The following is a 12757-nucleotide window of genomic DNA, read 5'->3' on the forward strand; positions in this document are numbered from 1 at the left end:
GTCGATTGCCGTCACGCTTCGTCAACCTTGACCCGATAGAAATCCTGAGATCGTCGATTCGACAGGTTTGGCTCAGGCTGGATTATGGAAATTCGGGCGTAGAATGCCTGTGTCAATCGCTGGGCAAAGAGGCTATAGCGCATGCAGACGAAAAGACAGGCGCGCCAGCGGTGGGCCGCAGTCAACGAACAGGAATCCGGTCGGCAGAGCATGGAAATGCATGACATCGATTTTCCCGCCATTCTCGACGTTCCCTCGCTGAGGGCGGAATGCGAGGCCCTTGCCAACCGTCATCTGGATAAGAATGAGGAGCGGTCCGCTCTGCTCGCTTTGTTGAAGAAGGCGAGCCAGGAGGGGCGCGAAGAGGCGCGGCGGTTGCTGGCAGCGCAAGGCGGCGGACTGGATTGCGCCCACCGAATTTCCTGGCTGCAGGACCAGATCATCACCGTTCTCTACGATTTTACCGTCCACCACGTCTATCCGAAGCAGGCCGGCAACTTTTCCGTCACCGCCGTTGGCGGCTATGGTCGCGATACGCTGGCACCGGGCTCGGATATCGACCTTCTCTTCCTCTTCCAGCCGAAGCCGGAGAGCGAGACGCACAAGGCGGTCGAATTCATTCTCTACATGCTCTGGGACATGGGCTTCAAGGTCGGCCACGCGACGCGCACGGTCGAGGAATGCATCCGCCAGGCCAAGTCCGACATGACTGTTCGTACCGCCATCCTCGAGACCCGCTACATTTGCGGCAACGCGCCGCTTGCCCGCGAACTGGAGGCGCGCTTCGACAAGGAGATCGTCACCAATACCGGTCCCGAATTCATCGCCGCCAAACTGGCCGAACGCGACGAGCGCCACCGCAAGGCCGGCGATACCCGCTATCTGGTCGAACCCAACGTCAAGGAGGGCAAGGGCGGCCTGCGTGATCTGCACACGCTGTTCTGGATCTCCAAATATTATTATCACGTCCGCGATCCTGTGGAGTTGGTGAAGCTCGGCGTGCTCTCGAAGCAGGAATACCGTCTCTTCGAGAAGGCCGAGGATTTCCTCTGGGCCGTGCGCTGCCACATGCACTTCCTCACCGGCAAGGCGGAGGAGCGGCTTTCCTTCGATATCCAGCGGGAGATTGCCGAGGCGCTTGGTTACCACGCCCGCCCCGGCCTTTCCGCCGTCGAACGCTTCATGAAGCACTATTTCCTTGTCGCCAAGGATGTCGGCGATCTCACCCGCATCCTCTGCGCAGCGCTTGAGGACCAGCAGGCCAAGGCGACGCCCGGCCTTACCGGCGTCATCAGCCGCTTTGCCAATCGGTCGCGCAAGATCCCCGGCACCGTCGAGTTCGTCGAGGATCGTGGCCGCATCGCGCTTGCCAATCCCGATGTCTTCAAGCGCGATCCGGTCAGCCTCATCCGCCTGTTTTTCGTTGCAGATATCAACGGTCTGGAATTCCATCCGGACGCATTGAAGCGCGTCACCCGCTCGCTCGGCCTGATCGACAACGACCTGCGCGAGAATGAGGAGGCGAACCGGCTTTTCCTCTCTATTCTCACCTCTAAGCGCGATCCGGCGCTGATCTTGCGTCGCATGAACGAGGCCGGTGTGCTCGGCCGCTTCATTCCCGAATTCGGCAAGATCGTCTCGATGATGCAGTTCAATATGTATCATCACTATACGGTGGACGAGCATCTGATCCGCGCTGTCGATGTGCTGTCGGAGATCGACAAGGGCAGGGCGGAGGAAATCCATCCGCTGACCAACAAGCTGATGCCCGCTATCGAGGATCGCGACGCGCTCTATGTCGCCGTGCTGCTGCACGATATCGCCAAGGGCCGCGAGGAAGATCATTCCGAGGCCGGCGCCAAGGTGGCGCGCAAGCTCTGCCCGCGCTTCGGCCTGTCGCCGAAGCAGACCGAGCTTGTGGTATGGCTGATCACCGAGCATCTGACCATGTCGATGGTCGCCCAGACGCGTGACCTGACGGATCGCAAGACGATCATCGATTTCGCCGATCGGGTGCAGTCGCTCGACCGCCTGAAGATGCTGCTGATCCTGACGGTCTGCGATATCCGCGCCGTCGGCCCGGGTGTGTGGAACGGCTGGAAGGGCCAGCTTCTGCGCACGCTCTATTATGAGACCGAGCTGCTCCTTGCCGGCGGCTTTTCCGAAGTGTCGCGCAAGGAGCGGGCGGAAGCCGCCGCCAATGCGCTCGAAGCGGCATTGGATGATTGGGGTCAGAAGGCTCGCAAGACCTATGTCAAGCTGCACTACCAGCCCTATCTTCTGTCCGTGCCGCTGGAAGACCAGATCCGTCACACGCGGTTCATTCGCCAGACGGACAAATCGGGCCAGGTTCTGGCGACCATGGTGCGCACCGACAGCTTCCACGCCATCACCGAGATCACGGTTCTCTCGCCCGACCATCCGCGCCTTTTGACCGTCATCGCCGGCGCTTGCGCGGCGGCCGGAGCCAATATCGCCGATGCGCAGATCTTCACGACGGCCGACGGCCGCGCCCTCGACACCATCCATGTCAGCCGCGAATTCGCCGACGACGCCGATGAACTCCGCCGCGCCGGCACCATCGGCAAGATGATCGAAGACGTCCTTGCCGGCCGCAAGCGGCTGCCGGAAGTCATCGCCACGCGCACGAAGAACCGTCGCAAGAACAAGGCCTTCATCATCCCGCCATCGGTGACCATCTCCAACAGCCTGTCCAACAAGTTCACCGTCATCGAGGTCGAATGCCTCGACCGCACCGGCCTTCTGTCGGAAATCACCTCGGTTCTCTCGGATCTGTCGCTCGACATTCACTCGGCGCGCATCACCACCTTCGGCGAAAAGGTCATCGATAGCTTCTACGTGACCGATCTCGTCGGGCAGAAGATCTCCAACGAAAACAAGCGAGCCAATATCACCGCGCGCCTGAAGGCGGTCATGGCGGGTGAAGAGGATGAGGTGCGCGAGCGCATGCCCTCCGGCATTATCGCACCCGCCGCCACACGCACCGCCGCCGCCGAAAAGTCAGATACTGAAAAGAAAGCCGGTTCAGCCGCATGAGCCTCGTTAGGAAATTCATCACGGTCGGTGGCGCGACACTTGGCAGCCGCGTCTTCGGCTTCGCCCGCGAAACGCTGATGGCCGCCGCCCTTGGCACCGGACCGATGGCCGACGTATTCTACGCCGCCTTCCGCTTTCCGAACCTCTTCCGCCGCCTGTTCGCCGAAGGCGCCTTCAACGCCGCCTTCGTGCCCCTCTTCGCCAAGGAGATCGAGGCGAACGGCATCGAGGGCGCGAAACGCTTCTCCGAGGAAGTCTTCGGCGTTCTGTTTTCCGTCCTCTTCCTGATCACCGTCGTCATGGAACTGGGCATGCCGCTGATCGTGCGCTGGATCATCGCGCCTGGCTTTGCCGGCGATCCGGATAAATTCTCGATCACGGTGCGCATGGCCGCCGTCATGTTCCCCTATCTCATGTGCATGTCGTTGACGGCGATGATGAGCGGCATGCTGAACTCGCTGCATCATTTCTTCGCGGCTGCCGTGGCGCCCGTCTTCCTGAACGTTGTTATGATCGGCGCGCTGTTCTATTCGCTCTATTTCGGCGCTCTGCCGCTGCAAACAGCCTGGTATCTCTCCTGGGGCGTGCTTGCCGCCGGCATCCTGCAATTGTTCGTCGTCTATGTTGGCGTGCGCTATGCCGGCATCAGCATCGGTTTCCGCTGGCCGCGCTTCACGCCGAATGTGAAGCGGCTGCTGATCCTTGCCATACCCGCCGCCGTCACCGGCGGCATTACCCAGATCAACCAGATGATCGGCCAGGCGATCGCCTCCAGCCGCGAAGGTGCGATCGCGGCCCTGCAATATGCCGACCGCATCTATCAGCTGCCGCTCGGGGTCGTTGGCGTTGCCGTCGGCGTCGTCCTCTTGCCGGAGCTGGCGCGCTCCTTGAAGTCAGGTCATCTGAAGGAGGCCGGCAATCTGCAGAACCGCTCGATCGAATTCGTGCTGTTCCTGACCTTGCCTGCCGCGATGGCGCTCTGGGTTCTCTCGGACGACATCATTCGCGTGCTCTACGAGCGTCGTGCCTTCCATCAGGAAAACACCATCATCGTCGGCTCGATCCTGGCGATCTACGGCTTGGGCCTGCCGGCTTTCGTGCTGATCAAGGCGCTGCAGCCCGGCTTCTACGCCCGCGAGGATACCAAGACCCCGATGCGGTTCTCCGGCGTCGCGGTCGCCACCAACTGCGCGATCGCGCTCAGCCTCTTCCCTTACATGGGCGCGCCCGGCATCGCCGTCGCCGAAGCGACCGCCGGCTGGATCAGCACCGTGCTGCTGTTCACGACGCTGTTGCGCCGGGGCCATCTGACCTGGGAATGGGGGCTTGCCCGCCGCGCCGTACTCCTGCTCGTTTCAGCCGGCGTGATGACCGGGATGATCATCTTTCTTCAGCATCGCTGGGAACCGTATCTGGCGTCCGGCGCGTCGTTGCTGACGAAAGTCGGCACGCTCGGCCTGCTGATCGCAATTTCCATGCTGGTCTATTTTGTGGTGGCCTTCCTCATCGGCGGCGCCGACCTCGGCATGATCCGCCGCAACATGAACCGCAAGCCGGCAGCATCAGCGCCGGATGCTGAGGCGGTGAATGGGAGTGACTAAGCTCCTTCGCCCCGCGATGCGGGGAGAAGGTGGCTTGGAGCGATCGAACGGCGTGAGATTGCGACAAGTCGGATGAGGGGCCTTCACGGATGTCGACATAGAGATAAACTATGCCGGCCCCACCATCGCTGCGGCTGGCCAGGATAATCTGCCGCCGCCGGACTTTTGTGCATGGCCCCTCACCGTAGCCCTCTCCCCGCAAGCGGGGCGAGGGAACGGCTTTACCAAATGCGGAGTTCTCCCATGCCCCAATCCCTCTTTCTCGTCGCCCTCGTCGTCGATGATTATGATCGCGCCAAGGCTTTCTACTGTGATTGCCTCGACTTCGACTGTCTGCTGGATGAGGTGCAGCCGGAGGGCAAGCGCTGGGTCGTGATCAAGCCGAAGGGCGGAGAAGGAGCGGCGCTGCTGCTCGCGCAGGCAGCCGATGACAGGCAGCGCGCCGCGATCGGCAACCAGACCGGCGGCCGTGTCGGCTTCTTCCTCAAGACCGATGATTTCGCCAGCGATCATGCTGCAATGAAGGCCAAGGGCGTCCGCTTCCTGGAAGAGCCGCGCCATGAGGTCTACGGCACCGTTGCGGTCTTTGCCGACCCTTACGGCAATACCTGGGATCTGATCGAGCATTCTTCGTGAGTCTCAATGATATAGCCTCTTGATCCCAGCCTGTCCGGCGTGCATAAGCCGCTCGAAACCAAGGGTCGAGTGTGAGCTCGCCCAGGCCCTCCACAAGCCTTTCGAGGACGACATGACCGAATTCAAGCCGCTCGTATTCTCCGGCGTTCAACCCACAGGCAATCTCCATCTCGGCAATTATCTCGGCGCGATCCGCAAGTTCGTGGCCCTGCAGGCCAACAACGACTGCATCTATTGCGTCGTCGACATGCATGCGCTGACCGCTCAGCTCGTGCATGACGACATGCCGGGCCAGACGCGTTCGATCACCGCCGCGTTTCTCGCCGCCGGCATCGATCCGGAGAAGCATATCGTCTTCAACCAGTCGGCCGTGCCGGGGCATGCCGAGCTTGCCTGGATCTTCAATTGCGTCGCCCGCATCGGCTGGATGAACCGCATGACGCAGTTCAAGGACAAGGCCGGCAAGGATCGCGAGCAGGCCTCGCTTGGCCTTTACGCCTATCCGAGCCTGATGGCCGCAGACATCCTGCTTTATCGCGCCACGCATGTTCCTGTTGGAGACGACCAGAAGCAGCATCTGGAGCTGACCCGCGACATCGCCATGAAGTTCAATCTGGACTACATGGAGCACATTCGCCGCACCGGCTACGGCATCGACATCACCGTCGGCGACGAGCCGGTGCATGCCTATTTCCCGATGGTCGAGCCGTTGATCGACGGCCCGGCGCCGCGCGTCATGTCGCTGCGGGACGGCACCAAGAAAATGTCGAAATCCGACGCCTCGGACCTGTCGCGCATCAATCTGCTCGACGATGAAGAGAACATCTCGAAGAAGATCCGCAAGGCCAAGACCGATCCGGATGGTTTGCCGAGCGAAGCAGACGGCCTTGCCGGCCGGCCGGAGGCCGACAACCTGGTCGGCATCTATGCCGCGCTCGCCGACAAGTCGAAGGCGGAGGTTCTCTCTGAATTCGGCGGCCAGCAGTTCTCGGTCTTCAAGCCGGCTCTGGTCGATCTTGCCGTGCATGTGCTCTCGCCGATCACCACCGAGATGCGCCGGCTGATGGCCGATCCCGGCCATATCGATGCCGTCCTGCGTGACGGCGGCGCCCGGGCCCGCGCTCGCGCCGACGTGACGATGAAGCAGGTCCGCGACATCGTCGGCTTCATCTACTGATGATCTCGTAGAGCAGGGCTCCCGTCGCAAAACGGGGGCTTGCAAAACGCCGCCTTCGGGTGTCAGAGTCGCCGTATGGTTTCAAAACGTCTCTCACGGCTCGAAGGTCATCGCCGCAAGTTCATGGCGGTCATCGACGGCACACCAGAATGCCAGCGCGCCGTCCATTATGCCGGCCGGCGCGCCAAGAATTCCAATGGCGGCCTCGTGCTCCTCTACGTGATCCCCGAGGGCGACTTCCAGCAATGGCTTGGTGTCGAGGAGATCATGCGGGCGGAGGCGCGCGAAGAAGCCGAGGCAGTGACGGCTAAGGCGGCGCAGAGCATCCGCGAGAATGTCGGCATCGATGCGGAAATCGTCATTCGCGAGGGATCCGCCGCCGAGCAGATCAATGCCGTGATCGAAGAGGATCGCGATATCGCGCTGCTCGTTCTTGCCGCAGGTTCGGCCAAGGAAGGGCCGGGTCCGCTGGTCTCGTCGATCGCCGGGCGCGCCGCAGCCTTTCCGATCCCGGTAACGGTGCTGCCTGACACGCTGACCAACGAGGAAATCGACGCCCTCAGCTGATGCTTGCATGCTATTTCGTGAGAATCACTCTCTTGAATAGAGAGGCCAAAAGGCCTATTTTCTTTTGAAGTATTCTAAAGTCGGGACCGGGTTTGTGCCCGCCGCATGGAGATCAAGATGTTCATTCAGACCGAAGCGACGCCGAACCCCGCGACCCTGAAGTTCCTGCCGGGCAAGGTGGTGATGGAAAACGGCACGGCCGAGTTCCGCAGTGCCGAGGAAGCGGAAGTCTCGCCGCTTGCGGCCCAGCTCTTCGAGATCCCTGGCGTCACCGGCGTTTATTTCGGTTACGACTTCATTTCCGTCTCCAAGGAGCAACAGGAATGGCAGCATCTGAAGCCCGCTATTCTGGGCTCGATCATGGAGCACTTCATGTCGGGCAAGCCCGTAATGGGTTCCGCCTCGGTTCTGTCCGAGGTGCAGGATGCAGGCGGCGAATTCTTCGATGAAGGCGATGAGGCGATCGTGCTGACCATCAAGGAACTGCTCGAGACCCGCGTGCGCCCCGCCGTTGCCCAGGATGGCGGCGACATCACCTTCCGCGGCTTCCGTGACGGCAAGGTCTACCTCAACATGAAGGGATCCTGCGCAGGTTGCCCGTCTTCGACGGCGACGCTGAAGCACGGCGTGCAGAACCTGCTGCGCCATTTCGTTCCGGAAGTTCAGGAAGTCGAAGCCGTCTAATCCCCGGCTTTTCGGAAAGTTGACATGATCGTACTGGCGCTCGACACGGCAGGTGTGGATTGCGCTGCCGCTGTGTATGATAGCGGCAGTGATTCTGTGATGGGGGAGGTCACGGAAACGATCGGACGAGGACATGCCGAGCATCTGATGCACGTGATCGACGAGGCGCTGGCGAAAGCCGGTACGGCGCTCTCAGATGTCGAACGCGTCGTCGTGACGGTTGGTCCCGGTTCCTTCACCGGCATCCGCATCGGCGTTGCCGCCGCGCGTGGTTTTGCACTCTCCCTCGATATTCCGGCCGTTGGCGTCACGACCCTTGAGGTCATGGCGGCGGCTGCAGGAAAGCAGAATCCTGGCAAGCCGGTTCTGGCCGCCATCGACGCCAAGCGCGAGGAGATCTATCTCCAGGCCTTTGACGCCAATGGCGACCCTCTGGACGAGGCACGTGCGGTGACAGTCGATGAGGCGCGGACGATCGCTGCCGCCTTCGACGGTATCGTCACCGGAACGGCTGTCGCCCGGTTGAGCGATGCGCCGCCAGCGGAGCGGCCTGATGCATTTCCGATTGCCGTCGTCGCTCGGCTGGGCGCTGCCAAACCGGTCAGCGAAAAGCCGAAGCCGCTTTATCTTCGCGGACCCGACGCCAGACCGCAGGCCGGATACGCAGTTGCCAGGCAATAGAAATGCTCGAATCCTATCTCACTCTGAAAGCCGAGTACGAAATCATCCCGATGGAGTTGAAGGATTGCGCCGAGGTGGCGCTCCTGCACGGTGAACGATTTTCGCGGGTTTGGGACGAGACCGAATTTCAGGATCTCCTCTCGCAGGACCTGACTTTCGGCTTCGTCGCCCGCCAGACCAACGCCATCCTGAAGAAGGCGCTTCCCGGCTTCGTGCTGGCAAGGCATGTGGCGGGAGAAGCCGAGATCCTGACGATCGCCGTCAATGCCAAGCTCGGTCGTTCCGGTCTCGGCTGGCGGCTGATGCAGGCGGCCCTGCGCGAAGCGCGCAATCGCGGCGGCGACACCATGTTCCTGGAGGTCGATGGCGGCAATCAGCCGGCGCTCGGCCTCTACCGCAAGCTCGGCTTCGAGACGGTCGGTGAACGCAAGGCCTATTATGTCAGCGACAACGGCACGAAGTCGTCGGCGCTTGTCATGCGCCGCGTTCTTCGCTAGTCCGTTGTCGCAGTCCAATAGACCGAAGACAGCAATCGATGGATGATCCCGTAAAAACCCTGGAGGAGCTTTGCGCCGAGCGCGGCATGCGCATGACGGAGCAGCGCCGGGTCATTGCACGTATCATCGAGACCTCCGAGGATCACCCGGATGTCGAGGAGCTTTACCGGCGTTCCGTGATGGTGGATGCGAAGATCTCGATCTCCACGGTCTATCGCACCGTGAAGCTGTTCGAGGATGCAGGCCTGCTCGCTCGCCACGATTTCCGCGATGGCCGCTCGCGCTACGAAACGGTGCCGGAAGAGCACCATGATCATCTGATCGATCTGAAGAGCGGCGAGGTGATCGAATTTCATTCGCCGGAAATCGAGGCGCTGCAGGAGCGCATTGCCCGCGAACACGGTTTCAAGCTCGTCGACCATAGGCTGGAGCTTTACGGCATCCCGCTGAAGAAGGACGAAGGTTGAGGTGAAGGCTGTCGTGCGGGAGCGAATGATTTGATGACCTGGCTGCGCGTCGGCTGTGCCGCCATCGTCATTTCTGTCGTCAGCCTGGTGCTGCTGCCGCTGCAGATTCTTTGTTTGCGTTTCGACTGGAAGCTTAGGCGATATCTGCCGCGCTACTGGCATCGCATCGTCTGCTATTGGCTCGGCGTCCGCATCCATGTGATCGGAAAGATCGAGGCTAACAGGCCGTTGATGCTCGCCTCGAACCACTCCTCCTGGCTCGATATTCTCGTGCTTTCGGCGGTCGCCGATGTTGCCTTCATCGCCAAATCCGAGGTGCGGGACTGGCCGATCTTCGGTCTTTTCGCGCAATGGCAGAAGAGCGTCTTCATCGAGCGTGAACAGAAGCGCAAGACCGGCGACCAGGTGAACGAGATCGGCGAGCGCATGGCTGCCGGCGAAATCATGGTGCTGTTTCCGGAAGGGACGACTTCCGATGGCAATCGCCTGCTCGAGGTCAAGTCCTCGCTGTTCGGTGCCGCCGCCGCCGCGCTACCGAGGACACCGGATGCCGTCGTGCATGTCCAGCCCGTGGCGGTCGCCTATACCCGCATCTACGGTATTGCCATGGGTCGTTATCACCGACCGATCTCGGCCTGGCCCGGTGACATCGAGCTGGTGCCGCATCTGAAGGATATCGTTGCCTGTGGTGCTATCGATGTCGATGTCTGTTTCGGCGAGGCCGTGGATTATCGTGCCGGCTCCAACCGCAAGGAAGTCAGCGCCACCATAGCGCGGCGCATCCGCACAATGCTCGCCAGCCGCCTGCTCGGCCGCGAGATCGCTTGATTTCCAGGTGATTCCAACTTTTTCATTTTCTCGGCAAGCAAAAGCCACTACATAGCGGCCATGACCAAGGACAGTGCACTTCTCGACGCCCCGGCGACGGCTGCATCGCAGCTCGGCCACCGCGACGGCTCCAACAGCCGCAAGGTTTTCATCAAGACCTACGGCTGTCAGATGAATGTCTATGACTCCACACGGATGAGCGACGCGCTTGCCCGCGATGGCTATGAGCCGACCGAGGACATGGAGGAGGCCGATCTCGTCCTGCTGAACACCTGTCATATCCGCGAGAAGGCGGCCGAAAAGGTCTATTCCGCGCTTGGCCGCCTGCGCGACATGAAGAAGCGCAAGGCCGCCGACGGCCGCGAGATGATGATCGGGGTTACCGGCTGCGTCGCCCAGGCAGAGGGCGAAGAAATCCTCCGCCGCGCGCCTGCCGTCGATGTGGTCATCGGCCCGCAGACCTATCACCGCCTGCCGGATGCGCTACGCCGCGCCAAGGAAGGCCATCGCGTCGTCGATACGGAATATGCGATCGAGGACAAGTTCGAACATCTGCCGGCGCCTGAGAGGGCGAAGATCCGCGCGCGGGGCGTCACCGCCTTTCTGACGGTCCAGGAAGGTTGCGACAAGTTCTGCACTTTCTGCGTGGTTCCCTATACGCGCGGCTCCGAAGTCTCCCGCTCGGTCGCCCAGATCGTCGAAGAGGCCGAGAAACTTGTGGATGGCGGCGTGCGCGAAATCACGCTGCTCGGGCAGAACGTCAATGCCTGGCATGGTGCCGGCCCCAAGGGTGAAGCCTGGAGTCTCGGAGATCTGCTCTATCGTCTGGCGGAAATTCCCGGCCTTGCCCGGCTGCGCTACACGACCAGCCATCCGCGCGACATGGATGAGCGGCTGATTGATGCGCATCGCAACCTGCGCACGCTGATGCCTTACCTGCATCTGCCTGTTCAGTCCGGTTCGGACCGCATCCTGAAGGCGATGAACCGGCGGCATACGGCTGCCGAATATTTGGCGCTCATCGAGAAAATCCGCGCCGCGCGGCCGGATATCGCCCTTTCCGGGGATTTTATCGTCGGTTTCCCGGGGGAGACAGATCAGGATTTTGAGGATACATTGAAACTGGTCGAGGAGGTGAACTATGCGCAAGCCTTCTCGTTCAAATATTCCACGCGTCCGGGTACGCCCGGTGCTGACTTGAAGGACCAGGTGGCCGAAGAGATCAAGGCGGAACGGCTGGAACGGTTGCAGGCGTTGCTGTTGAAACAGCAACACGCGTTCGCTGACGTCTGTGTGGGCAAAGTCGTGGATATCCTCCTGGAAAAGCCGGGCCGCATGCCGGGCCAGTTGATTGGACGATCTCCCTGGCTGCAATCTGTGAATGTTGATGCAAAAGCATCGCAAATCGGTGACATTATCAACGTACGAATCACCGGAACCAGCACGAACAGCCTTTTCGCTGAATTGCTCTAGGTTCTGGACGGGCACAAGGAGCCACACCGCTTGAACGGACAGGAATTGGTTTCTTCTTCATCGCGCCAGCCACGCACCGCGAGCGACGCCAATCACTTCATCCTGACGTTCGAGAACAATAGGTTCGCCAGCGAACTTTTCGGGCAGTTCGATCAGAACTTGAAGCTGCTTGAGGAGCGTCTCGGCATAGATGCCCGAGCCCGCGGCAATTCTGTCGTCATAACAGGCGATGTGCCGGCCACCAATCAGGCGCGCCGTACGCTCGATTATCTCTATGACAAGCTGCAAAAAGGCGGCAATGTAGAGCGTTCCGACGTGGAAGGGGCAATCCGCATGGCGGTTGCCGCCGACGACCAATTGACGCTGCCGACCATGGAGAGAAAAGCCAAGTTGACGATGGCGCAGGTTTCGACGCGCAAGAAGACGATCATCGCTCGCACGCCGACCCAGGATGCCTATTTGCGTGCCCTGGAGCGGTCCGAGATGGTCTTCGGCGCCGGCCCCGCCGGCACAGGCAAGACCTATCTCGCCGTTGCGCACGCCGCCCAGCTCCTGGAGCGCGGCGCCGTGGAGAAGATCATCCTGTCGCGGCCGGCCGTCGAGGCCGGTGAGCGTCTCGGCTTCCTGCCCGGCGACATGAAGGAGAAGGTCGATCCCTATCTCCGTCCGCTCTATGACGCGCTCTACGATATGATGCCGGGCGACAAGGTCGAACGTGCCATCACCGCAGGCGTCATCGAGATCGCGCCGCTTGCCTTCATGCGCGGCCGCACGCTCGCCAACGCCGCCGTCATCCTTGACGAGGCGCAGAACACGACTTCGATGCAGATGAAGATGTTCCTGACCCGTCTCGGCGAAAATTCGCGGATGATCATCACGGGCGATCCTAGCCAGATCGACTTGCCGCGCGGCGTCAAGTCCGGCCTGGTGGAAGCGTTGCAGCTGCTCAACGGCGTCGAGGGCATCAGCATCATCCGCTTCAAGGATACGGACGTCGTCCGTCACCCGCTGGTGGGGCGCATCGTTCGGGCCTATGACTCAACCTATGCCGCACAGGCAGAGGAAGGCGCTCCGCAGATTTGATCTGCG

12 protein-coding genes are annotated in these 12757 nt (G+C 61.3%); all 12 read left to right on the forward strand.

The window, feature by feature from the left end; genetic code table 11:
* Window positions 1-141: 141 nt before the first annotated feature.
* The 12 genes from JTP94_RS04565 to JTP94_RS04620 all read left to right on the forward strand — a co-directional run bounded on the left by JTP94_RS04565 (window position 142) and on the right by JTP94_RS04620 (window position 12751).
* Window positions 142-3057, forward strand: a complete 2916-nt coding sequence (locus JTP94_RS04565) for a [protein-PII] uridylyltransferase (RefSeq protein ID WP_204849354.1) — start codon at window positions 142-144, stop codon at window positions 3055-3057.
* Window positions 3054-4658, forward strand: coding sequence for a murein biosynthesis integral membrane protein MurJ (murJ, locus tag JTP94_RS04570; protein ID WP_204849355.1), 1605 nt, complete (start codon window positions 3054-3056; stop codon window positions 4656-4658). Before JTP94_RS04565 ends, murJ begins: the two co-directional genes overlap by 4 nt.
* Window positions 4659-4901: 243 nt before the next feature.
* On the forward strand, window positions 4902-5294 hold the full coding sequence (locus JTP94_RS04575; protein WP_204849356.1) for a VOC family protein: 393 nt from the start codon (window positions 4902-4904) through the stop codon (window positions 5292-5294).
* 112 nt (window positions 5295-5406) lie between these two features.
* Window positions 5407-6471 carry a tryptophan--tRNA ligase gene (gene trpS / locus JTP94_RS04580; protein WP_204849357.1) on the forward strand — a complete coding sequence of 355 codons (1065 nt, stop codon included), beginning with the start codon at window positions 5407-5409 and terminating at the stop codon, window positions 6469-6471.
* Window positions 6472-6546: 75 nt separating this feature from the next.
* On the forward strand, window positions 6547-7038 hold the full coding sequence (locus JTP94_RS04585) for a universal stress protein (RefSeq protein ID WP_034513932.1): 492 nt from the start codon (window positions 6547-6549) through the stop codon (window positions 7036-7038).
* A 117-nt stretch (window positions 7039-7155) separates the two neighbouring features.
* Complete coding sequence (locus JTP94_RS04590) at window positions 7156-7722, forward strand: NifU family protein (RefSeq protein WP_037203019.1); 567 nt, start codon at window positions 7156-7158, stop codon at window positions 7720-7722.
* A 24-nt stretch (window positions 7723-7746) separates the two neighbouring features.
* Complete coding sequence (tsaB, locus tag JTP94_RS04595; RefSeq protein WP_204849358.1) at window positions 7747-8403, forward strand: tRNA (adenosine(37)-N6)-threonylcarbamoyltransferase complex dimerization subunit type 1 TsaB; 657 nt, start codon at window positions 7747-7749, stop codon at window positions 8401-8403.
* 2 nt (window positions 8404-8405) lie between these two features.
* Window positions 8406-8900 (forward strand): GNAT family N-acetyltransferase, encoded by a 495-nt coding sequence (locus JTP94_RS04600; RefSeq protein WP_204849359.1) that lies wholly within the window; start codon window positions 8406-8408, stop codon window positions 8898-8900.
* Window positions 8901-8938: 38 nt separating this feature from the next.
* A complete protein-coding gene (locus tag JTP94_RS04605; protein ID WP_034513929.1) occupies window positions 8939-9367 on the forward strand; it encodes a Fur family transcriptional regulator in 429 nt (142 codons plus the stop codon).
* A gap of 30 nt (window positions 9368-9397) precedes the next feature.
* Window positions 9398-10195: a 1-acyl-sn-glycerol-3-phosphate acyltransferase gene (locus JTP94_RS04610; RefSeq protein ID WP_204849360.1), complete on the forward strand. Its 798-nt coding sequence runs from the start codon at window positions 9398-9400 to the stop codon at window positions 10193-10195.
* Between the two features lie 60 nt (window positions 10196-10255).
* Complete coding sequence (miaB, locus tag JTP94_RS04615) at window positions 10256-11668, forward strand: tRNA (N6-isopentenyl adenosine(37)-C2)-methylthiotransferase MiaB (protein WP_204849361.1); 1413 nt, start codon at window positions 10256-10258, stop codon at window positions 11666-11668.
* 30 nt (window positions 11669-11698) lie between these two features.
* Window positions 11699-12751, forward strand: a complete 1053-nt coding sequence (locus JTP94_RS04620; protein WP_204849362.1) for a PhoH family protein — start codon at window positions 11699-11701, stop codon at window positions 12749-12751.
* Window positions 12752-12757: the final 6 nt, after the last annotated feature.

It is taken from the genome of Martinezella lusitana (assembly GCF_016901135.1).
GTDB classification, from domain to species: domain Bacteria; phylum Pseudomonadota; class Alphaproteobacteria; order Rhizobiales; family Rhizobiaceae; genus Rhizobium; species Rhizobium lusitanum_D.

Bases quoted from the DNA above. Each gene is read 5' to 3' on its own strand.
- miaB (WP_204849361.1), top strand. From the start codon at position 10,256: ATGACCAAGGACAGTGCACTTCTCGACGCCCCGGCGACGGCTGCATCG.
- tsaB (WP_204849358.1), top strand. From the start codon at position 7,747: ATGATCGTACTGGCGCTCGACACGGCAGGTGTGGATTGCGCTGCCGCT.
- JTP94_RS04590 (WP_037203019.1), top strand. From the start codon at position 7,156: ATGTTCATTCAGACCGAAGCGACGCCGAACCCCGCGACCCTGAAGTTC.
- JTP94_RS04600 (WP_204849359.1), top strand. From the start codon at position 8,406: ATGCTCGAATCCTATCTCACTCTGAAAGCCGAGTACGAAATCATCCCG.
- trpS (WP_204849357.1), top strand. From the start codon at position 5,407: ATGACCGAATTCAAGCCGCTCGTATTCTCCGGCGTTCAACCCACAGGC.
- JTP94_RS04605 (WP_034513929.1), top strand. From the start codon at position 8,939: ATGGATGATCCCGTAAAAACCCTGGAGGAGCTTTGCGCCGAGCGCGGC.
- murJ (WP_204849355.1), top strand. From the start codon at position 3,054: ATGAGCCTCGTTAGGAAATTCATCACGGTCGGTGGCGCGACACTTGGC.
- JTP94_RS04565 (WP_204849354.1), top strand. From the start codon at position 142: ATGCAGACGAAAAGACAGGCGCGCCAGCGGTGGGCCGCAGTCAACGAA.
- JTP94_RS04575 (WP_204849356.1), top strand. From the start codon at position 4,902: ATGCCCCAATCCCTCTTTCTCGTCGCCCTCGTCGTCGATGATTATGAT.
- JTP94_RS04585 (WP_034513932.1), top strand. From the start codon at position 6,547: ATGGTTTCAAAACGTCTCTCACGGCTCGAAGGTCATCGCCGCAAGTTC.